Annotated in this window: 19 protein-coding genes and 1 riboswitch; of the genes, 12 read left to right on the top strand and 7 right to left on the bottom strand. The window is 72.8% G+C overall.

Annotated elements, in window-relative coordinates:
• Positions 1-58: 58 nt before the first annotated feature.
• Positions 59-613, bottom strand: coding sequence for a hypothetical protein (locus tag ACZ58N_RS35980; protein WP_471168940.1), 555 nt, complete (start codon positions 611-613; stop codon positions 59-61).
• 42 nt (positions 614-655) lie between these two features.
• Between ACZ58N_RS35980 and ACZ58N_RS35985 the strand changes: the two genes are divergently transcribed.
• Positions 656-3,430: a hypothetical protein gene (locus ACZ58N_RS35985; protein WP_471168942.1), complete on the top strand. Its 2,775-nt coding sequence runs from the start codon at positions 656-658 to the stop codon at positions 3,428-3,430.
• 78 nt (positions 3,431-3,508) lie between these two features.
• On the opposite strand, the gene ACZ58N_RS35990 is transcribed toward ACZ58N_RS35985, so the two are convergent.
• From ACZ58N_RS35990 to ACZ58N_RS36000, 3 genes are all read right to left on the bottom strand, one after another.
• Entirely contained in the window at positions 3,509-4,189 is a 681-nt protein-coding gene (locus ACZ58N_RS35990) for a DUF5995 family protein (protein WP_471168944.1), read from the bottom strand.
• A 76-nt stretch (positions 4,190-4,265) separates the two neighbouring features.
• Positions 4,266-5,678: a uracil-xanthine permease family protein gene (locus tag ACZ58N_RS35995; protein WP_471169012.1), complete on the bottom strand. Its 1,413-nt coding sequence runs from the start codon at positions 5,676-5,678 to the stop codon at positions 4,266-4,268.
• An 81-nt stretch (positions 5,679-5,759) separates the two neighbouring features.
• Positions 5,760-6,974, bottom strand: coding sequence for an MFS transporter (locus ACZ58N_RS36000; protein WP_471168947.1), 1,215 nt, complete (start codon positions 6,972-6,974; stop codon positions 5,760-5,762).
• A gap of 55 nt (positions 6,975-7,029) precedes the next feature.
• Here ACZ58N_RS36000 and ACZ58N_RS36005 point away from each other — a divergent pair, with 55 nt between their 5' ends.
• Complete coding sequence (locus ACZ58N_RS36005; protein WP_471169014.1) at positions 7,030-8,193, top strand: ROK family transcriptional regulator; 1,164 nt, start codon at positions 7,030-7,032, stop codon at positions 8,191-8,193.
• 245 nt (positions 8,194-8,438) lie between these two features.
• Here the strand turns inward: ACZ58N_RS36005 and ACZ58N_RS36010 are convergent, their stop codons facing one another.
• On the bottom strand, positions 8,439-9,179 hold the full coding sequence (locus ACZ58N_RS36010) for an SDR family oxidoreductase (protein WP_471168949.1): 741 nt from the start codon (positions 9,177-9,179) through the stop codon (positions 8,439-8,441).
• Between the two features lie 173 nt (positions 9,180-9,352).
• Positions 9,353-11,722 (bottom strand): chitinase C-terminal domain-containing protein, encoded by a 2,370-nt coding sequence (locus ACZ58N_RS36015; RefSeq protein ID WP_471168951.1) that lies wholly within the window; start codon positions 11,720-11,722, stop codon positions 9,353-9,355.
• Between the two features lie 405 nt (positions 11,723-12,127).
• A riboswitch (FMN riboswitch) is annotated at positions 12,128-12,258 on the top strand.
• 217 nt (positions 12,259-12,475) lie between these two features.
• Here ACZ58N_RS36015 and ribD point away from each other — a divergent pair.
• The 10 genes from ribD to ACZ58N_RS36065 all read left to right on the top strand — a co-directional run bounded on the left by ribD (position 12,476) and on the right by ACZ58N_RS36065 (position 21,179).
• Positions 12,476-13,555, top strand: a complete 1,080-nt coding sequence (gene ribD / locus ACZ58N_RS36020; protein ID WP_471169017.1) for a bifunctional diaminohydroxyphosphoribosylaminopyrimidine deaminase/5-amino-6-(5-phosphoribosylamino)uracil reductase RibD — start codon at positions 12,476-12,478, stop codon at positions 13,553-13,555.
• A complete protein-coding gene (locus ACZ58N_RS36025; RefSeq protein ID WP_471168953.1) occupies positions 13,556-14,179 on the top strand; it encodes a riboflavin synthase in 624 nt (207 codons plus the stop codon). It abuts the gene before it with no gap.
• Positions 14,176-14,829, top strand: coding sequence for a nicotinamide mononucleotide transporter family protein (locus ACZ58N_RS36030; RefSeq protein ID WP_471168956.1), 654 nt, complete (start codon positions 14,176-14,178; stop codon positions 14,827-14,829). The genes ACZ58N_RS36025 and ACZ58N_RS36030 overlap by 4 nt, the downstream gene beginning before the upstream one ends.
• Positions 14,826-16,127: a bifunctional 3,4-dihydroxy-2-butanone-4-phosphate synthase/GTP cyclohydrolase II gene (locus ACZ58N_RS36035; protein WP_471168959.1), complete on the top strand. Its 1,302-nt coding sequence runs from the start codon at positions 14,826-14,828 to the stop codon at positions 16,125-16,127. Before ACZ58N_RS36030 ends, ACZ58N_RS36035 begins: the two co-directional genes overlap by 4 nt.
• A gap of 90 nt (positions 16,128-16,217) precedes the next feature.
• A complete protein-coding gene (gene ribH / locus ACZ58N_RS36040; RefSeq protein WP_007262951.1) occupies positions 16,218-16,703 on the top strand; it encodes a 6,7-dimethyl-8-ribityllumazine synthase in 486 nt (161 codons plus the stop codon).
• Between the two features lie 35 nt (positions 16,704-16,738).
• The gene (locus ACZ58N_RS36045) at positions 16,739-17,017 is read left to right on the top strand and encodes a phosphoribosyl-ATP diphosphatase (protein ID WP_281205179.1); all 279 of its coding nucleotides are present in this window, start codon (positions 16,739-16,741) and stop codon (positions 17,015-17,017) included.
• Between the two features lie 84 nt (positions 17,018-17,101).
• Complete coding sequence (hisG, locus tag ACZ58N_RS36050) at positions 17,102-17,950, top strand: ATP phosphoribosyltransferase (RefSeq protein ID WP_389707793.1); 849 nt, start codon at positions 17,102-17,104, stop codon at positions 17,948-17,950.
• Positions 17,951-18,008: 58 nt separating this feature from the next.
• Positions 18,009-18,473 carry a PH domain-containing protein gene (locus ACZ58N_RS36055; RefSeq protein ID WP_471168963.1) on the top strand — a complete coding sequence of 155 codons (465 nt, stop codon included), beginning with the start codon at positions 18,009-18,011 and terminating at the stop codon, positions 18,471-18,473.
• Between the two features lie 220 nt (positions 18,474-18,693).
• Complete coding sequence (locus tag ACZ58N_RS36060) at positions 18,694-20,139, top strand: hemolysin family protein (protein WP_471168966.1); 1,446 nt, start codon at positions 18,694-18,696, stop codon at positions 20,137-20,139.
• Complete coding sequence (locus ACZ58N_RS36065; protein WP_471168967.1) at positions 20,136-21,179, top strand: hemolysin family protein; 1,044 nt, start codon at positions 20,136-20,138, stop codon at positions 21,177-21,179. Before ACZ58N_RS36060 ends, ACZ58N_RS36065 begins: the two co-directional genes overlap by 4 nt.
• 82 nt (positions 21,180-21,261) lie before the next feature.
• Here ACZ58N_RS36065 and ACZ58N_RS36070 read toward each other — a convergent pair whose 3' ends face one another.
• Positions 21,262-21,657, bottom strand: coding sequence for a RidA family protein (locus ACZ58N_RS36070; protein WP_471169019.1), 396 nt, complete (start codon positions 21,655-21,657; stop codon positions 21,262-21,264).
• Positions 21,658-21,705 lie beyond the last annotated feature (48 nt).

Consider the following 21,705-nt stretch of genomic DNA (forward strand, 5'->3'; position numbering starts at 1 on the left):
CACCCATGACATCGGGCCGCCCCCACGCCGTGCGCGTGGGGGCGGCCCGATGCCGTGCTCAGTCCTGGGGCGGGGTGTGACTGTCGATGCCGGCGAGGATCCTTCCCGACAATTGCAGCGCGAATTCGATGGCTCCGCGCTCGAACCGGGAGGGGTTCTTGACGAAGGTCTCTCGGCCCAGGTCGGAGGTGAACCGGTCCTCGGGGATCCGGTCGCCGTCCTCCGGTAGGAATTTCGCGACCTCCTCCAGTGCGGCGTGGGCGTGCGCCGCGGCCGGCCGGTACAGGTGGTGCGTCTCGCGCGGCGTGTTCAGGAGCTGTTGACCGGAATCAGCTGCCATCCGGTCGCTGACCCACAGGAACTCGCCGGGGTCGATGATCTGCGAGGGCTCGGGTCCGCCGAAGGCGGGCGGGGAAACGGGCCGGTCGTCGTTCATCGAGAACGCGTACGAGCGCGTGCGGCCGCACTGCGGACAGGTGCCCTCGTAGACGTCGACGAGGAGGCCTTCGCGATCCTCCAGCCGGTGCTGCCGATCGAACGCTGTCGCGCCGCACACACAGGCACGCAGGTCCATGTAGAGGTGCGCTTCCTGGGCCGAGCGAGCGATCAACATGCCATGATCATACGCGTGTCGGGGTGTTGAACGGGGAGATCAGTGGAGCTGCGTACCAGTGAGGCCGAGCTGTCGGCCGCGGCCGAGAGCGCACTGCCGAGGGTGCTGGCGGATCTGTACGCCGACCGGTTGCGGAGCGGCTCCTTCGTGGAGGAGGACGGTCGGCGCTTCTTCCGGCTGAGCGACCCGGTGGGCAAGCCGATCGAGCTGCGCCTGGACACAGCCGCGCTGCCGCGGCCCCTGGTGGCCCGCTCCTTCACGAACACGACGACCGACCGATACGTCATCCAGCTCGCCGAAACCCTGCCGACGGAGCGGGGCGGTCAGGTCCTGGCCCGCGAGTTGGCCGAGGTGCTCGCAGTACGGGAACGGGCTGCCGGCGGAGGGACGGCCCCGCTGGAGGACCTCCTGGCCGCCGGCGTCGCACTGCCCAGGGACCTGGAGTTGTCCGAGGCCGACCGAGGTCGGGTGGGGGAGTTCGACTACCTGGCGGCTCGCATGAGCGACGAGGAATTGTTGGCTCCGGAGCGGCGCGAGGCCCGCAACCTCCTCTCGGCCCTCGTCGACGATGCGGGTCTGCGGCCGCTGGGGCCTGCCGATGACGCGGTACGACGTGCCGACGAACTGTTCGCGGCCGACGTACGTTTCCGGACGACCCTTCCCCATCTGCGGGGGGACACCTACACCGCGCTGGCCGAACTCGCCCTGCCCATGGAGCGGCTGAGTCCCGCCGATGCGGCAGCGCTGGCCGACGTCCGGGCGGCGCGTGCCGATCAGGAGCGGGTTGCGGAGGCCGCCCTGGGCGCTTTCCCCATGGCGGGGTTGCGGCCCGACGGGACGCCCGTGCCGCGCGAGGAGCTCGGTTCGGTCACGGTGGAGGCCGCTCGGCAGCGGACCGAACTCAGCAGTCGGACGCTGGCCGCGGTGCGGGAGCAGCAGGCGGCGCTGCCCGAAGGCCGGTACCCGGAGTTCCCGATCATGATCGGCGGTGGCGCCGCGCTCGCGGGGCGGGATCCGGAAGCACTCCTCGTCGACGCGCGCGGACGCTGGCACGTGGACCCCATCAGGGCGATCGTCCAGTCCGCCGACCAGGTACGCCACCTGCGCCAGAGCGGGTTCGGCGACCCGTACCAGTTCGCCGACGCGCAGGAGCGGGTGCCGCTGTCCGCGCTCCAGCTCTGGGAGGACACCGCGGCGGCCCGTGGTCCGCTCATCGACGGACGGGCCGAGCTGAGCGTCAGCCCCGAGGGCCGCCTGATCGCCGAGATCGTTCCCGCCGACGGTTCGGCCCCGGTCAGGGTCGAGGTGAAGGGCTCCCCACTGATCGCCACCGGTATCCCGCCCGAGATCGTTCCCGGAGCCAACCGTCGGGTGCCGACCGTACGGGAGGCGACCGACGCCTTCGCGGAGGTGCTGTCCGAGGTCGGTACGCCCGAGGCGATGGCTGCTCGTGACCGGCTCACGGCCCTGCCCGAGGGCGAGGGGCGCGCCGCCGCGGTCCTGGGGGTGCTCGCGCACCCACCCGTGTTCGAGGCCCTCCGCGTCGGGGAGGACACGCGCGGCGCGGAGGCCACGGAGAAGATCGCGGGGGCGACGGAGACGCTCCGTGCGATCGCGGCCTGGGAGCGGGCCGCCGCCCTCGCGCCGGGCCGGGTGCTCATGGGCGACGAGGTCGGGGACGGCGACTACGATCCCTTCGCGGCCACGGACTGGGTCATCGCCGGGGTCGGTGGTGCGGCCATCGCCAACGCGGAGATCATCCTGGAGGCCAACCCGCGGGCCCGGGTCCACATGGTCGGCAAGGACGCGCCGTTCGTGCTGCACAACGACGCCCAGTACACCGCCCTGCGTCGCAAGCACGATGCCGAATGGGGTGGTGACGGCCGGCTCACGACGTACGGCGGGCGCTACCTCGGGGCGGTCGGCACGGTGTCCGCGTCGGATGAGGAAGGCGGCGTCCGCCTCGCGGCCCTCGACAGCGCGGGCAACCCGACCGGCGTCGAGGGCGACGCCTACGTGGCGTGCCTCGGCCGCATCTCCCGCCTTCCCACCGCACTCGACGCCGTGGAAGCGCAGGTGCGGGCAACGGGCGGCCGGGTGCAGGGGGAGTTGATCTTCGATGCCGACCGCCAGTACCTCGGATACCGACTCGACTTCGAGACGGACCAACGGCGGTTCTCGGTCGACGTGACCGGCGCGGCGTCCCGCCTGCTGCCCGGCAACGTGTTCGACGCCGACGACGTGGCCCGCCTCGCCCTCGTCGACGCCAAGACGGCACCGCCCGAGAGCGGCAACGTCGCCCCCGGCTTCATGGCCACCGCCCTCCAGGGCTCCCACCTCGCCAGGCACCGGGCCACGGGGGTACCGCCCGGGTACGCCACCCCCAACGACGCCGCGCGCGGAGCCGAGGGCGTCACCCGCTCGTTCGGGGCCTGGGTGGGCAGCGACATGGGTCGGGAGCTGGCCGCCTCGAACCACCCGCGCGTCAAGGCCTTCCGCGAGGCCTGGCAGCGGCTTCCCCCGCACGACCTGCCCGCGGGGCCCGGCGCGGCCGCGGCCCCGTACGCGGCGGTCGCCGAACGGGCGTCGGCCGCCGCGGCGGCGGCCTCCTCCTCGGGGCGCTTCGCACCCGAGGACGTCAGGGCCCTGCACGCCGTGGCGCAGCGGGCCGGGGCCCATTCCGAGCGGCTCTCGGCGACCGGGCCCGGGCCGTCCCCCACGCGGAGGGGAGCTGCGGGCCCCCGGGCGGCGGCGCCCGCGCCCCGCGTGGCCGCGCCGCCGACGTCCTCGCCCCGGGGTCCGAGCCTGTCGACCTGATCGGCGTCCGGTCCGCCGGGGCGACCGCTCATGGCGCCGGCGCCTGCGTCGCACGACGGGGGCGCCTCCGGTCCTCGGTCACCGGAGGGCCGGGGCCCACAGGGTGCGCCGGGGGCTCGTGGCGGTCGGCGTCAGAAGGCAGCGGCCCACCAGGCCGACGCCCGCGTCGAGGGACTCGCGGAACTCCTCGGCCAGGTCCGGGGCGCGGCGCAGCGTCCACAGCAGCCGGGCCGCCGACCACGCGCCGTCGCGGGCGCGTTCCAGGCTCCAGGAGCCGAGCAGGTGCGTCAGCGGGTCGGCGACCTCCAGCAGGTCCGGGCCGGGCATCAGGTCCTCCCGGATCTGCTCCTCCAGCGCCACCAGGGTGTCCCCGACCCGGTCGAAGTCGGCCTCCAGGGCGGCCGGCGGGCAGTCCAGCGCCCGGCACGTCGACACCACCGCCAGCGCCAGGTCGTGGCCGATGTGCGCGTTGATCCCGGCCAGCGCGTGCTGGAGCGGACGCACGCCCGGGTGGCGGCGGTACTGGAGCAGCGGCCGCCAACAGGCCGGTGCCCGGTCCGCCTCCACCGCCGTCAGGTAGCGCTCGGCGAACCGTACGCTCAGGGTCCGCGCGGTCCGGGGTGCGGGGAACTCCCCGCGTTCGATGCGGTGGTGCAGGGTCTGCGTCACCGTCAGGTAGACCCGGTTGAAGACGGCGACGCCGTCCTGCGCGGGGAGCCGCTCGTCGAGGGCGCGCATCCGCGCGAGTACCGCTTCCATGGGAGGCAGCGTCGCAGCCCGGGAGAGCCGTGGGGGGAACTTGGCCGTGGGCTTCCCCGGTTCGGGCGAAACTCCGTCAACCCCGCTTGTCGCCGGAGTCGTCGGCGGCGCCGGAAGAGCCCTCGTCGTACGCCGAGGTGCCCGAGTCCAGCAGCGGTTCCTGTGTCTTCAGGTGGGCCGGGGCGAAGTAGCGCAGCGCGTGGTAGCCGGTGATCACCACGATGGTGCCGAGGGCGATGCCACCCAGCTCGAAGCTGTCGGTGATCTGCAACGTGACCCCGCCCACACCGATGATGATGCCCGCGGCGGCCGGCACCAGGTTCAGCGGATTGCGCAGGTCGACGCGGCCGTTGAGCCAGATCTGGGCGCCGAGCAGGCCGATCATGCCGTAGAGGATCACGGTGATGCCGCCCAGCACCCCGCCCGGGATCGCGGCGACGACGGCGCCGAACTTGGGGCACAGGCCGAAGAGCAGCGCGAACCCGGCCGCCGCCCAGTAGGCCGCGGTGGAGTAGACGCGGGTGGCGGCCATGACCCCGATGTTCTCGGAGTAGGTGGTGTTCGGCGGGCCGCCGACCGCCGTGGAGAGCATCGACGCGGCGCCGTCCGCCGCGATGGCGGTGCCGAGCTTGTCGTCGAGGGGGTCCCCGGTCATCTCGCCGACGGCCTTGATGTGCCCGGCGTTCTCGGCGACCAGCGCGATCACGACCGGCAGCGCGATCAGGATCGCCGACCATTCGAAGGCCGGCGCGTGGAAGGACGGCAGCCCGATCCACTCGGCCTTGCCGACCCCGGACAGGTCGAGGCGCCAGTGGTCGACCGCCTCCGGACCGCCCGCCGGCGAGTGGATCCGGCCGAAGAGCAGGTCGAAGAGCCAGGAGATCGCGTACCCGAAGACCAGCCCGAGGAAGATCGCGATGCGCGACCAGAAGCCGCGCAGGCACACCACCGCGAGGCCGGTGAACAGCATGGTCAGCAACGCCGTCCACTGGTCCTGGGGCCAGTACGTCGCGGCCGTGACCGGCGCCAGGTTGAAGCCGATCAGCATGACGACCGCGCCCGTCACCACCGGGGGCATGGCCGCGTGGATGATCCGCGCGCCGAACCGCTGGACGGCCAGGCCCACCAGGAACAGCGCGGCACCGACCACGAACACCGCGCCCGTGACGACGGCGCTGTCACCGCCGCCCGCCCGGATCGCCGCCGCGACGCCCACGAAGGAGAGCGAGCAGCCGAGGTAGGAAGGGACCCTGCCGCGCGTGGCGAGCAGGAAGATGGCCGTCGCGACGCCGGACATCATGATGGCCAGGTTCGGATCCAGGCCCATGAGGACCGGGGCGACGAAGCTCGCGCCGAACATCGCCACGACGTGCTGGGCCCCGAGCCCGGCGGTGCGCGGCCACGACAGCCGCTCGTCCGGCCGTACCACCGCGCCGGGGGCGGGGGTCCGCCCGTCTCCGTGCAGGGTCCAGCCCACGCCGAAGCCCATGTTCCACCACTTCCGTTCCTGCGGCCCGTCAAGCATCCTGGCGGTCCGCCGCTCGCTCACCGCGGCGCGCCAGCCGCCATATTACGGTCCGATAGGTGCGGGTTCGTCCCGATTGACGGGATCGGCAGGGCCCACCGCCCGCTTCGTGCGCAGGACGCCGGCCCCCAGGACCAACGCGAAGGCCAGCAGCGTGACCAGCCCGAACGACACCACCAGCGAGGTCGCGTCGGCCACCGCGCCGATCGCCGAGGGCGCGATCAGCCCCGAGGTGTAGGTGATCGTGGCGACGCCCGCGATGGCCTGGGCCGGCGCCGGCCCGCTGCGGCCCGCCGCCGCGAAGGCCAGCGGAACCACCACCGCGATGCCCAGTCCGATCAGCGCGAAGCCGGCCAGGGCGCCCGCCGGATGCCGGACCGCGACCACCAACACTCCGCCCAGAGTGGCCAGTACGCCTCCCGCCCGGACGGTGCGCACCGCCCCGAACCGGTCCACGACCCGGTCCCCGACGAGCCGTGCCACGGCCATGGTCAGCGCGAAGGCCGTGGTGGAGACGGCGGCCAGGCCCGCGTCCGTTTCCAGGACGTCCCGCAGGTACACCGCGGACCAGTCCAGGCTCGCCCCCTCGGCGAAGACCGCGCAGAAGCCGATGGCGCCGATCAGGAGGGCGGACTTCGGCGGCAGGGTGAAGTGCGGCGGCGCCTCCGCCTCCTGATCCCCCTTCAGGTCCAGCACGCCCCGGACGGCGACCAGCCCGGCCGCGGTCAGGGCCAGTGCGACCACCGCGTGATGCAGCCGGGCGTCGGCCCCCAGGTGCGCGGCGACCGTTCCGGCGGCCGAACCGAGCAGCGCGCCCACGCTCCACATGCCGTGCAACGAGGACATGATCGAGCGGCCGAGCCGGTTCTCGGTCTCCACGCCGAGCGCGTTCATCGCCACGTCCGACATGCCTGCGGTGGCCCCGTACACGAAGAGCGCCGCGCACAGCGCGACCAGGTTGGGGGCGAGGGCGGGCAGGACCAGGGACAGGGTCCACAGGCAGAGCAGCCCGCGCAGGGCGGTGCGCGCGCCGAACCGGTGGTTGATCCGCCCGGCCAGTGGCATCGCCAGCGCCGCGCCCAGGGCGGGGAAGGCGAGGGCGAGGCCCAGGGTGCCCGAGCCGAGCTGGGCGTGGTCCTGGATCCACGGGATGCGGGTGGCGAAGGAGCCGGTCACGGCGCCGTGCGTGCAGAACACGGCGGCGATCGCGAAACGGGCGTGGCGCAGCCGCGCCGGGCTGAGGTCGGTGTCCCCGGTCATGGACGTAAACTATCAGGGACCCTTCCTGATGGTTAGTGCCGTGAACCTCCCTAAGATGGGCGCCGTGACCCCTGCCAAGGCGCTGACGACCGCCGCCGCCCCGTCCCCCGCCTCGCCGAGCACGGCCCGGGCCATGAACGACCGGCTCGCGCTGGAACTCCTCCAGGCCGAGGGGCCGCTGACGGCGGCCCAGCTCAAGCAGCTGACCGGCCTGTCCCGGCCCTCCGTCGCCGACCTCGTCGAGCGGCTCGCCGGCGCGGGGCTGATCGAGGTGGTGGGGGAGTCGGGCGAGCAGCGGCGCGGCCCGAACGCCCGCCTGTACGGGATCGTCGCCCGCCGGGCCCACCTCGCCGCGCTGGACGTACGGACGGACAGCGCGACGGCGGTGGTCACCGACCTGCTGGGGCAACCCCTCGCCCGGGCGGCCCTGCCGGTCGACGCCGTCGAGGAGGCGGTGGCGCGGCTGGAGGCCCTGACGCGCGAGGCGGGCGCCGAACGGCTCCACACCGTCGTCGTCGGAGCGCCGGGTCTGGTCGCGCCGGCCAGCGGTGAGCTCGGCGACACCATCGGGCTGCCGTCCTGGCACCGGGACCTCGTGACGACCCTCCAACTGCGGCTGCCGGCCAAGGTGCTGGTGGAGAACGAGACCAACCTGGCGGCCCTGGCGGAACAGCGCGTCGGCGCCGCCCGCGACCTGGACTCCTTCGTCCTGCTGTGGCTCGGCGCCGGGGTGGGCGCCGCCGTCGTGCTGGACGGACGGCTGCGCCGGGGCGCCTCCGGCGGGGCCGGCGAGATCGGCTTCCTTCCCGTTCCCGGCACCGCCGGGCTGCCCTCCGCCGGCGACTGCGGCGGTGGCTTCCACGCCCTGGCGGGGCGCGCCGGCGTGGCGGCCCTCGCGGCGGAACACGGCTTCACCGGACCGGTGGACGAGGCCGTCGCCGGGGCCGCGGGGGAGCCCTTCCTCGACGCCCTCGCCGAACGGCTCGCGCTCGGCGCGGCGGCCGTCGCCGCGATCCTCGACCCGGGCTGCGTGGTGCTCGGCGGCGAGCTGGGGCGGGCGGGCGGCGCCCCCCTCGCCGCCCGCGTCGAGCGCCGCCTCGCGGGGCTGACGCCCGTCCCGACGACGGTCCGCGCCACCGCCCTCGGCGGACCGGCCGTCATGGAGGGGGCCCTGCTGGCCGCCCGCGAAGCCGCCCAGACGATCCTCTTCGGCACCTGACGGCCTCCGACGCGGCCCCGCCGACCGGCCTTCGGCCCGATTCGGTCGAGTGGCTCGGTGGGGTGCGACCGGGGCTTCCCATGGGGTCCGGTCGAGCGGCTCGGTGCCTGGCGGCGGGGCCTCCGGCGGGTTCCCGCCCAGCGGCTCCGCACGGCGGCGCCGACAAACTCCGGCGCCGCCCCGCCGCCCCGCCGCCCCGCCGCCCCGCCGCCCCGCCGCCCCGCCGCCCCGCCGGCCGTCCCCGGTCAGCCCCGCCCGCGCAGGAGGTGCTCGGCGAAGGTGGTTCGGCCCACCGCGTGCGCCGGGGCGAGGTTGCCGCCTTCACGGAAGGCGGCGTACGTCTTCCCGGCCAGCGGGACCGTGACCACCCGGCGGCGGCGCCCGGTCGCCGTGAGGCGGGCGCGGCCCAGCTCCGCCAGGCCGCGGACCTCGGGGCCACCCATGTCCGGGACCCGGCCCGCGGGGCGGGGGACCGCCAGGTCCGCGAGCCGGTCCGCGACCTCGGCCGCGGAGATCGGCTGCACCCGTACACCCCTCGGCAGCAGGACCACCGGCAGCTTCGCCGCGGCGTCCACCAACTGCGCCACCAGGTCGTGGAACTGGGTGGTCCGCAGGATCGTGATCCCGAGCCCGGAGGCCTCCAGCAGCCGCTCCACCGCGAGCTTCGACCGGTAGTAGCCGAGCGGCACCACGTCCACGCCGACGATCGAGATGTACACGAGGTTGGTGACGCCGCCCGCCCGCCGGGCCGCCGCGACCAGGTTCCGGGCGGCCGTTTCGTCGCCCCCGCGCGGACTGCTCGCGCAGTGCACGACCACGTCGACGCCGGCCATCGCCGCGTCCAGCCCCCGGCCGTCCCGCAGGTCGACCGGGAAGTCCCGGGCGTGCCGGCTCAGCGCCCGGACCTCGTGGCCCCGGTCCCGCAGTCGCTCCACGACGAGGGCCCCGAGGTTCCCGGTGCCTCCGGTGACGAGGATCGTGCTCATGGTGTGTCCGTCCTTCCCGAGGGGTGCGTACACCAGTGGGACAGAACGGCCCCGCCGAACGTGACAGCCCCGCGGGAGGAACCCGGAAAGGGCCCCGCACGCACGAGGACCCGGTGGCCGCCGGGCCACCGGGTCTCGCGCACGGTGTGTCAGTGGTGCTCAGGCACCGGGTGTCAGCAGGCGCCCTGGTCCTTCCAGACGCCCCACTCGCCGGTGGTGCCGGGAGCCTCGTTCTGCGTCCACCACTGGGCCTTCCAGTTGCGGCCGTTGTGGGAGACGAGGCTTCCGCTGTTGTACACCTGGCCGGCCACGTACGCCGGGTTGGTGCAGGTGCCGCCCGGCGGGGTCGTCGGAGGCGTGGTGGGCGGCGTGGTCGGGGGAGTCGTGGGCGGGGTGGTCGGGGGAGTGGTCGGAGGCTGCGTGCCGCCGGGCTCCACGACCGTGGTGCCGCGCGCCAGGTCCCCGGCGAAGGCGTACGTCGTGCCGGAGATGTTCACCGTCCAGTTGGACGGGGTGGACACCGGCAGGTAGTAGTTGAAGGCCAGGTCGACCGAGGCGCCCGGGGCGAGCGACTGCCACGCCGGGAGCTTCAGCGAGACGCGGTGGAAGTCGCCCTTCAGACCGCCCACGTTGCTGCCGGTGTGGTCGCTCTTGATCACCTTGGTGCCGAAGCCCGACTGGTCCGAGGCGTTGCTCGGGGCGGCCGTCGCGTAGTCGAACTGGAACTCGGTGCCGCCGGGCAGCGCCGACTTCGTGTTGTTGGTGATCTTGACCTTCGGGGTGAGCGGGTAGTTGGAGTCGCCGAGCTTGAACTCGGTGAACTCCGCCTTCACGTCCACGGCCTGCGTCGGCAGCGCGGTGTTGGACTTCGTCGCGCCGTACGGCGTCGCCGCCTTGAACTTGTCGTACATCAGCGTGGTGAGGGTGTCACCGATCTCGTACTGGCCCTTGGCGGCGTTCCAGCCGTAGTCGCCCGCCATCTCCCAGACCATGGTGCCGCCGATGCCGCGGTTGACCACGTAGTCCGCCTTCGCGGCGACCGACTGCTCGTCCTCGGTGGACAGGAAGACCTTCTTCTGCGCGTTCCACAGCCACGGCGCGACCAGCGTCGAGTCGTACTTGCGGGCGTAGGTGCCGGTCAGCGTGGTGTTCGCCGGGAATCCGTACTTGGTGACGTAGTCGCCGACGATCCCCTTCTCCAGGTTCTTGGCGTGCCACATCGGGTTGGAGCCCGCCGGGGACTCGACCCCGTTGGTGTCCTTGTCGTGCCACAGGTTGTCGATGCCGGTCGCGCCGTCACCGCACTTGGTCAGACCCGCGCCGGCCGGGCAGGTGGTCGCGGAGGCCTTGCCCCAGAGCCCGTCGGTGCCGCCCTGGACGTTCTTGTGACCGCGGGTGTAGTACGGCAGGCCGATGTTGATGCGGCCGGCCGGCATCGAGCCGCGGAAGTAGTGGTAGGCCCAGTCGGTGTTGAGGTAGCCGATGCCGCCGTACTGCGAGCTGCCGTAGACGTTCGCGGCGGCCAGCTCGCCGTCCTTGCCGTCGTCGAACAGCGAGGCGTTCGGGCCGACGTACTCGTTCCAGGCGCCGTGCAGGTCGTAGGACATGATGTTGACGTAGTCCAGGTACTTCTGCATCTGGAACGTCTCCATGCCCCGCAGCAGGTAGCCGGAGGAGGGGGCGGCGACGGTCAGCATGTAGTGCTTGCCGTCGGCGGCGCCGGCCCGGTCGAGCTTCTCGCGCAGGCTCTTCATCAGGGCGTCGTAACCCTTGACGAGGCCCGCGCGGCGGGCGTTGGCGAGCTGCCAGTCGAGCGGGTTGCCCGCGTCCTTCATCGTGGTCGGGTACTCGTAGTCGATGTCGACGCCGTTGAACCCGTACTTGCGGATGAAGTCGACGGAGGAGTTCGCGAAGGTGTCGATGCCGGCCTGGTTCACCGAGCCGTCGGCGTTGGTGGCCATCGAGTAGAAGCCGCCGGAGTTGACCCGGTTGCCGTCGTCCCCGAAGTACCCGCCGGTCTCGGCCCAACCGCCGACCGAGATGAGCGTCTTGACGTTCGGGTACTGCTTCTTGAACTTCGTCAGCTGGTTGAAGTGCCCCTTGTAGGGGAGCGACGGGTCCATCTCCGCGCCCGCGACGCCCGGCCAGGTCATCCCGGTGGCCGCGTTGTTCGCGTTGTCCGCGCCGACGGAGATCTTGTTGTCGGAACCGACGTGCGCGAAGGCGTAGTTGATGTGGGTGATCTTCGACCACGGGATGTTGTTGGCGAGGTAGGCGGGCGTGCCGTCCTTGCCGGTGCGCCAGCCGGTGAAGTAGCCGATGACGCGGCGCTGGTGGTCGGCGCCCATCTTCTCGCGGCCTTCGGAGTCGTAGACCGAGCAGTACGGGACGTCGACCCCGGGGGTCTTGTACAGCCCGTCGGGGCGACAGCTCTCGTTGTCGGCGGCGTGCGAGACGCCTGCGGAGAGCCCGCCTACCAGCAGGCCGGCGATGACGGCGCCGGATGCCAGCAGCATCGCTCTCGTACGGGTGGGGGACAGCATTGTGCCTCCTGGGGAGGGGAGGATGGCAGGACACCACGTGCAGCAACAAGCAGAAAAATGACGCTGGTTGGCCTGGGACGTGCGCACGTCGGCAGGGCCGGCTCCCCGGGAGGATGAAGGGAACGTTAAGAGGACTAGACCAACCCGTCAATAGGTCTGGACCAAAGGGTGTGCGGAGTGCCGGCCCGGCCCGTCCGGGGCGCGGGCGCCGTGCCGGCGGGGCGCGGGCGCGGCGCCGGCGAGAGGCGGGTACGGCGCCGGCGACGTGTGCCCGGCGGCGCTGCCGGAGGGGCTGCACGACATGAGCCGCCACCGCTCAAGAACGGCTTGTTTGTGACCCAGGCCACAGCGATTCACTCGCATGGCCTCGGATCACCCGTGGCACACTGGCCCTAGTACCAGTAGCAGCGCACTCCGGGGTCGGTGTAATTCCGAACCGGCGGTTATAGTCCGCGACCCGTCCGCATCCAGCGGCCGGTTGACCAGGTGAAATTCCTGGACCGACGGTTAAAGTCCGGATGGGAGGCAGTGCGCGGCGGGCCAGTGACCGGTACGCCGCCGTCGGCGGTCCATCGGCGTATCCCAGCGGATACGTCTCGAAACGGACCGTATTTCCGGCCCCGGCGTTCCCGCGTCCGCTACCCGCTTCATCTGTCGTTTCCCGACAGGCCCCGGAGTCCGTGCCCGATGAGGCAGGAGGATCCGGTGGCGACACACGCCGCGCAGGCAGTACCCGACCCGAGCGCCACCGCCATGCGCCGGGCCATCGAGCTCGCCGCCCGCGGGCTCGGCTCCACCAGCCCCAACCCCGTCGTCGGCTGCGTCATCACCGACCCCGCCGGCAACGTCGTCGGGGAGGGCTGGCACCGGCGCGCCGGCGGCCCGCACGCCGAGGTCCACGCCCTGCGCGCCGCAGGCGACGCCGCCCGCGGCGGCACCGCCTACGTCACCCTCGAACCCTGCAACCACACCGGCCGCACGGGCCCCTGCGCCCAGGCCCTCGTCGAAGCCGGCGTCGCCCGCGTGGTCTACGCCGTCCCCGACCCGAACCCGCAGGCCAGTGGCGGCGGCGACACCCTGCGCGCCGCCGGTATCGACACCGAGGCCGGCTTCCTCGCGGACGAGGCCGAGGAGGGCAACGCCGCCTGGCTGACCTCCGTACGCCTCGGCCGCCCCCACGTCCTGTGGAAGTACGCCGCCACCCTCGACGGCCGCACCGCCGCCGCCGACGGCACCAGCCGCTGGATCACCTGCGCCGAGTCCCGCGCCGACGTCCACCGGCTGCGCGCCGAGGCCGACGCCGTCGTCGTCGGCGCCGGAACCCTGCGCGCCGACGACCCGCACCTCGCCGTGCGGGGCGTCGAGGGCGCGGTCCAGCCGCTGCGGGTCGTCCTCGACACCCACGCGGGCGTCCGGCCCGCCGCCCGCGTCCTCGACGACGCCGCCCCGACCCTGATCGCCGTCGGGAAGGACGCCGACACCGGGCACCTGCCCGGCGTGGACGTGGTCCGGCTGCCCCACGACGGGCGCGGGCTGTCGATCGAGGCCCTCCTCGCCGAACTGCACGCGCGCGGCGTGCGCTCCGTCCTCCTCGAAGGCGGCTCCACCCTGGCGGGCGCCTTCGTCGCCGCCGGGGCCGTCGACAAGGTCGTCGGCTACCTCGCCCCCGTCCTCCTCGGGGCCGGCCCCGCCGCCCTCGCCGACGCCGGGATCACGACCATCACCGAGGCCCTGCGGCTCACCCTCACCGGTACCACCCGCCTCGGCACGGACATCCGCATCACCGCCACACCCACCCACCCCTCCCGCCCCACCGCCCCCAAGGAGCACTGAGTGTTCACCGGAATCGTCGAAGAACTGGGCGAGGTCACCGCCGTCGAGCCGCTCGCCGAAGCCTCCCGCTTCCGCCTGCGCGGCCCCGTCGTGACCGAGGGCGCCAAGCACGGCGACTCGATCGCCGTCAACGGCGTCTGCCTGACCGTCGTGGAGACCGCCGACGGCGAGTTCACCGCCGACGTCATGCAGGAGACCCTGAACCGCTCCAGCCTCGGATCCCTCGTCCAGGGCTCCCGGGTCAACCTGGAGCGCCCGATGGCCCTCGGCGGACGCCTGGGCGGCCACCTGGTCCAGGGGCACGTGGACGGCACCGGCGAGATCCTCTCCCGCACCCCCTCCGAGCACTGGGAACTCGTCAAGGTCGCCCTCCCGGCGCACCTGACGCGGTACGTCGTGGAGAAGGGCTCGATCACCGTCGACGGCGTCAGCCTCACCGTCGTCGAGGCCGCCGCGGACCACTTCACCATCAGCCTCATCCCCACCACCCTCGGGCTGACCACCCTGGGCATCAAGCAGCCCGGCGACCGGGTCAACCTGGAGGTCGACGTCCTCGCCAAGTACGTCGAACGCCTCCTGGCCGCCGGCGTCGACCCGCTCCACGGCGAGGGGGAGCAGCGGTGAGCGCCCTGACCTGGCTCAACGCGGAGGCCTTCGAGGTCTTCGGCCAGAAGGTCATCTGGTCCGACATGATCGGCAACCTGATGGGCCTGGCCGCCCTCGCCCTCGGCTGGCGGCGCTCCATATGGACCTGGCCCGCCCAGCTCCTCTCCGGCCTGATCCTGGTGGCCGCCTACGCCTCCGCGCAGCTCGCGGGCGGCATCGGCAAGCAGCTCCTGGTGATCTCCGTCGCGATCTGGGGCTGGCGCGCCTGGCAGCTCGGCCGGCAGAAGGCCCAGGACGGGTCGATCGCCGTGCGCACCGCCACCTGGAAGGAGCGCGGCCTGCTCCTCGCCGGAGCGGTGGCGGGCACCCTCGCCGTCGGAGGCCTGTTCACGCTCGTCCCGTCGCTGTCGTGGAGCCCCTGGGCCGACGCCTACATCTTCGTCGGCACCATCGTCGCGATGGTGGCCCAGGCCCGCGGCCTCGTCGAGTTCTGGTTCGCCTGGCTGCTCGTCGACCTCGTGGGCGTCCCTCTCGCCTTCAACAGCGGCCTGGCCTTCTCCGGTCTGGTGTACGTCGTCTACTTCGCCCTCGTCCTGTGGGGCGCGTACGACTGGTACCAGCGCTCGCGCACCACCCCCGCCCCGGCCCTCGAAGGAGCAACGGCATGACCACCCTCAAGCCCGTGCCGGACGTGCCCGAGGCCGAGCCGCAGGAGACCTTCCGACTCGACCCGGTCGAGCAGGCCATCCGCGACATCGCCGCCGGGCGGCCGATCGTCGTCGTGGACGACGAGGACCGCGAGAACGAGGGCGACCTCGTCATCGCCGCCGAGAAGGCCACCCCCGAGATCATCGCGTTCATGATGAGCGAGTGCCGCGGCCTGATCTGCGCCCCCATGGAGGGCCCCGAGCTGGACCGGCTGGAACTCCCGCAGATGGTCCACAACAACACCGAGTCGATGCAGACGGCCTTCACCGTCTCCGTCGACGCGAGCGCCGCGCACGGCGTCAGCACCGGAATCTCCGCGGCCGACCGCTCGACGACGCTGCGCCTGCTGGCCAACGGCGCGAGCGAGCCGTCCGACTTCGTCCGTCCCGGTCACGTCTTCCCGCTGCGGGCCAGGCCCGGAGGCGTGCTGGTCCGCAACGGCCACACCGAGGCCGCCGTCGACCTCGCCCGCCTCGCGGGTCTGCGTCCGGCCGGCGCCATCGTGGAGATCGCCGGCGAGGACGGCGTCATGCTGCGGCTCCCCGAGCTGATCCCCTTCGCCCGCAAGCACGGCCTGACGATCATCTCCATCGAGGACCTGATCGCCTACCGCCGCTCGGCCGAGCCCACCGTGCGCCGCGAGGCCGAGGTCAGCCTGCCGACCGCGTTCGGGGCCTTCACCGCGTTCGGCTTCCGCTCCACCGTGGACGGCGTCGAGCACGTCGCCCTCGTCCACGGCGACATCGGCGACGGCTCCGACGTCCTGGTCCGCATGCACTCCGAGTGCCTGACCGGCGACATCTTCCAGTCCCAGCGCTGCGACTGCGGACCCCAGCTGCACGCCTCCATGGGCCGCATCCAGGCCGAGGGCCGCGGCGTCGTCGTCTACCTGCGCGGGCACGAGGGCCGCGGCATCGGACTGCTGTCCAAGCTGCGCGCCTACGAGCTCCAGGAGCGCGGCCGCGACACCCTGGACGCCAACCTGGAACTGGGACTCCCCGCCGACGCCCGCGACTACGGCGCCGGCGCCCAGATCCTCTCCGACCTCGGCGTCCGCAGCGTCCGGCTGCTGACCAACAACCCCGACAAGTCCGCCGCGCTGGTCCGGCACGGCATCACGGTCACCGGCCGGGAGTCGATGCCCGTCGAGGCGGGCGAGCACAACCTGCGGTACCTGCGCACCAAGCGGGACCGGATGGGGCACGACCTGCCCTGGCTGGAGGGGGCCGTGACCACCTCCGCCTGCGGCAACCAGTAGCACCGCACCACCAGCACCACCGCACCACCGGCAACACCGCACACCCACACCACGTGCACACCGACACACGAACCACCGAGGAGCAGAGCTGTGAGCGGCAAGGGCGCACCCGAACTGAGCGTGAAGAACTGTGGAGACCTCCGGGTCGCCGTGATCGCTGCCCAGTGGCACGAGAAGGTCATGGACGGGCTGGTCGACGGCGCCCTGCGGGCCCTGCACGAGCTGGGCATCGACGAGCCCACCCTGCTCCGCGTCCCCGGCAGCTTCGAGCTCCCGGTCGTGGCGAAGGTACTCGCCGGTCGCGGTTACGATGCCATCGTCGCCCTCGGAGTGGTCATCCGCGGCGGCACCCCGCACTTCGACTACGTGTGCCAGGGCGTCACCCAGGGCCTGGTACAGGTGTCGATCGACACCGGAGTTCCCGTCGGCTTCGGCGTCCTGACCTGCGACAACGACGAGCAGGCGCTGGACCGCGCCGGGCTTGAGGGGTCGAACGAGGACAAGGGGCACGAAGCGGTCACCGCCGCCGTCTCCACCGCCATGACCCTGCGGACGGTCAGCGAACCCTGGCGCTGAGTGGCAGCGGGGGACCCCTTATTCTGAGGACCATCATGGCGAACACCTCCAAGACCTTCGAAGAGCTCTTCACCGAGCTCCAGCTCAAGGCCGCCACCGGCGACCCCAGCACCTCCCGCACCGCCGAACTCGTCGGCAAGGGCGTCCATGCCATCGGCAAGAAGGTCGTCGAGGAGGCCGCGGAGGTCTGGATGGCCGCCGAGTACGAGGGCAAGGAAGCCGCCGCCGAGGAGATCTCCCAGCTGCTCTACCACGTCCAGGTGATGATGGTGGCGCGCGGGATCTCCCTCGACGACGTCTACGCGCACCTCTAGGCCCGGAGCCGCGCCGCGGGCCCCCCGCGCCCCGCTCACGCACACCCGTAAGCAACCAAGCACCTACGCACCAAAGGAAGCCCCATGCTGCGCATCGCCGTCCCCAACAAGGGCTCACTCTCCGGAGCGGCGTCGGCGATGCTCCATGAGGCCGGATACCGCCAGCGCAAGGAGTCCAAGGAACTCGTCACGGTCGACCCCGAGAACGAGGTCGAGTTCTTCTACCTCCGCCCGAAGGACATCGCGATCTACGTCGCCTCGGGCAAGCTCGACATCGGCATCACCGGCCGTGACCTGCTGCTGGACTCCGGGGCCAACGCCGAGGAGATCCTCCCGCTGAACTTCGGGCGCTCCACCTTCCGCTACGCCACCAAGCCCGGCACCGCGAAGGGCCCCGAGGACTTCGGCGGGATGACGATCGCGACCTCGTACGAGGGAATCGTCGCCAAGCACCTCGCCGAACTCGGCATCGACGCCTCCATCGTCCACCTCGACGGCGCCGTCGAGACCGCCATCGAGCTCGGCGTCGCCCAGATCATCGCGGACGTCGTCGAGACCGGCACCAGCCTGCGCAACGCCGGCCTGGAGGTCATCGGCGAGCCGATCCTGAAGTCCGAGGCGACCGTCATCCGCCGCACCGGAGCCGGCGCCGACGACCCGAAGGTCGCGCAGTTCCTGCGCCGCCTCCAGGGCGTCCTGGTGGCCCGCAGCTACGTGATGATGGACTACGACTGCCGCGCCGAGCACCTGGAGCGCGCGGTCGCCCTCACCCCGGGCCTGGAGTCGCCGACGATCTCCCCGCTGCACAACGAGGGCTGGGTCGCCGTCCGCGCGATGGTTCCCGCCAAGGAAGCCCAGCGGATCATGGACGACCTGTACGAGCTCGGCGCGCGCGCGATCCTCACCACCTCGATCCACGCCTGCCGCCTCTGACACCTGCTGCCCCCGGCAGCAGACGTCCCCCCACCCCCTCGCAGAACCGAGCGCACCCATGGCCGAGTCCGCCGCCCAGCCCGCAACGCCCACCCTGCCGGTCACCTTCCGGCCGAACCGGACGCGGGTCGTGCTGCTGAGCGTCGGGCTCGCCATGTTCGCGACGATCACCACCGTCGCGCTGCTGCTGGAGAAGCTCAGCGCGGGCGAGCGCGTCAGCTTCGTCTTCACCGCCGCCCTGCTCAGCTCGGTCCTCGTCCTGCTCAGCCGCCCCAAGGTGGTCGCCGACGAGGGCGGAGTCACGGTCATCAACCTGACCACCACCCGCCGCCTGGAGTGGGCGCAGATCCTGCGCGTCAACCTCCGCCCCGGCGACCCGTGGGTGTTCCTGGACCTCAGCGACGGCACCAGCCTGCCCGTCCTCGGCATCCAGCCCGGAGTCGCCAGGGCCCGGGCGATCGGCGACGCCCGCGCCCTGCGCGCACTGGCCGAAACCCGGGGAAGCGGCGCAAACGACCGCTAGCCCGTCCGGTCCCGCCGCTGCGTCCCATTGCGGCCGCGATCCCAATGACTACCCTGGTGGCGGGGCGCCGCCGTGCGCCCTCCCACACGCCTCGGAATTCGAGGCGCACGCCCCGGGACCCCGAGGCCCGTGGGCACCTGCGACCAGAGGAGTGACTCCCTCCAGCAATGGACGGATCGTCCGGTAGTACCCGCGCCGCCCTCCCCCCGGAGGCGGCGGCATGACCACCCCGCTACTCCTGCTCCTGGCGGCCTTCGCCCTGATCCTCGCCAACGGTTTCTTCGTGGCTGCCGAGTTCGGCCTCGTCACCGTGGAGAGACCCGAGGCCGAACGCGCCGCCGCCGAGGGGGACCGCCGTGCCCGCACGGTCGTCGACGCCCTGCGGGAGCTGTCCTTCCAGCTCTCCGGCACCCAGCTCGGCATCACCATCACCTCCCTCGTCGTCGGCATGCTGGCCGAACCGGCCCTCGCCGCCCTGCTGTCCGGGCCGCTCGCCGCGACCGGCCTGCCCGGGGGCGCCGTCCCCGGCATCGCCGTCGTCATAGGCATGCTGCTCGCCTCCGCCGTCCAGATGGTCGTCGGCGAGCTCGTCCCGAAGAACTGGGCCGTCTCCCGCCCGCTCCAGGTGGCCCGCTTCGTCGCCGGTCCCCAGCAGGCGTTCTCCCGGGCCTTCCGGCCCGTCATCGCCGGCCTCAACTCCGTCGCGAACCGTCTCGTACGGGCCCTGGGAGTGGAGCCGACCGAGGAGATGGCCTCCGCCCGCACCCCCGGCGAACTGGTCTCCCTGGTCCGCCATTCGGCCCAGGCCGGCGCCCTCGAACAGGACACCGCCGACCTCTTCGTACGGACCCTGTCGCTGGGCGGGCTCACCGCCCAGCACGTCATGACCCCCCGCGTGAAGGTCAGCGCCCTCCAGCACACGGCCACCGCGGCCGACGTGCTGAACCTGACCCGGGCCACCGGACTGTCCCGCTTCCCGGTGTACCGCGAACGCATCGACGAGATCACCGGTGTGGTCCACCTCAAGGACGCCCTGGCCGTACCCGAGGGCCGGCGCTCCCGCACCCCCGTCGGCCGGATCTGCGTCGCCCCGCTGCTGGTGCCCGGCTCCCTGCCGGTCCAGCCCCTGCTGGAACGGCTGCGCAGCGAACAGCCGATGGCCGTGGTGGTCGACGAATACGGCGGCACCGCCGGCGTGGTCACCCTGGAGGACATCGTGGAGGAACTCGTCGGCGAGGTCCGCGACGAGCACGACCTGGCCGAGGACGGCCGCCCCGAACTGGCCGCCGCACCCCCCGAGGACGGCCGCCCCTCCTGGGAGGCCGACGGCAGCTGCCGCGTCCACACCCTGCGCCGCATAGGCCTGGAAGTCCCCGAGGGCCCCTACGAAACCGTCGCCGGTCTCGTCGCGGACCTGCTGGGCCGCATCCCCGCACCCGGGGACCGGGCCGAGCTCCCCGGCTGGAAGCTGTCCGTCCGCCAGGTCGGCCGCAACCGCGCCGAACGCGTCCGCCTCGTCCGGCTGGCGACGGTCCCCGCGGGTGCCCCGTACGGGCCCCGTCCCGGGGCCGACCGGGACGGCACCGACCCCGGCGCCCGCTCCGAACCCGTCCGCACCGCGGACACCGCCGGAGCCCCGGCCGAGCTGGAGGGCGCTGCCCGGTGAACGCCCTCCAACTCCTCTTCGCCCTGCTCCTGGTCCTCGCCAACGGCTTCTTCGTCGGAGCCGAGTTCGCACTCGTCTCCGTGCGCCGCAGCCAGATCGAGCCCCTCGCGGCGGAATCCAAGCGGGCCCGCCAGGTGCTGTACGGGCTGGAGAACCTGCCCCGCATGATGGCGGCCGCCCAGTTCGGCATCACCCTCTGCTCGATCACCCTCGGCGCGGTGGCCGAGCCCACCGTGGCCCGGTTGCTGGAGCCCGTCTTCCACGCCGTCCACGTCCCGCAGGGCCTCATCCACCCCCTCGGCTACGCGTTCGCGCTGTCCGCCGTGGTCTTCCTGCACCTGGTGATCGGCGAGATGGTCCCGAAGAACCTCGCGATGGCGGCCCCCGAACGGACCGCCCTGTGGTTCAGCCCCGGGCTGGTCGCCTTCGCCCGCGTGTGCGGGCCGGTCACCGCCGCCCTCGGCGCCTGCGCCGCAATCGTCCTGCGGCTCTTCAAGGTCGAGCCCAAGGACGAGGTCGAGGCCGTCTACACCTCCGCCCAGCTCGGCCGGCTCGTCGAGGACTCCCGGCAGGCCGGGCTCCTCGGGTCCGTCGAACAGGAGCGCCTGGAGGACGCACTGGAACTGGGCAGCCGCCCCGTCACCGACGTCCTGCTGCCCAGGGAACGGCTCGTCACCGTCGGCCCGGCGGTGACACCCCGCCAGATCGAGCAGTTGACGGTCCGTACGGGCTACTCCCGCTTCCCGGTCCGCTCCGACACCGGCGCCTTCATGGGCTACCTGCACGTGAAGGACGTCCTCGACCTGGAGGACCGCGAGCGGGCGGTCCCCCAGCGGGTCTGGCGCCGGATGACCACGCTGTGCTCCACCCTGCCCCTCGACGACGCCCTCAGCGTCATGCGGCGCGACGCCACCCACCTGGCGCAGGTCGCCGACCCGGCCGGGCGCGTCCTCGGCCTCGTCGCCCTGGAGGACGTCCTGGAGATGCTGGTGGGCGAGGTCCGCGACCCCGCGCACCGCAGCTACGCCCGCAGCGCGTAGCACCCGCGGCCTCCACCGCGCCGGCCCGACCCCGCCCGCCCCCGGGCGCCGGGGCCGGGCCGGCGGCGTCCGCGCCCCCGCGTCACGCGACGGCGGTCCCCTCCAACTCGACCATCAGGCCGGGGATCGCCAGCCGGGCCACCCCGAGCATCGTGGTGGGCGGCGCGACCCCGGCGGCCCCCAACCGCGCCGCCAGCACGGCGTAGTGCCGGAAGAGCAGGTCGACGTCCGTGGTGTGGACGTTGAGCCGCACCAGGTTCCCGAGGGACATCCCGGCCCCGTCGAGCACGGCCTCCAGGTTGTCCAGGCTCAACGCCAACTGCGCCGCCATGTCACCGTCGTGCAGGGGCTTCCCGTCCCCGCTCATCGAGGTCTGTCCCGCGCAGTACAGCGTCCGGGTCTGACCGGAGACGACCTCGCCCTGGTTGTAGCCCAGTTCCACCGACCACGTCCACGGGTTGACCGCCGTGCGTTCCATCGTCATGTCCGCTCCGTTCGATGCGTCGACCGCAACCACGCCCGTCCG

The organism is Streptomyces sp. NPDC040432, from assembly GCF_055595445.1.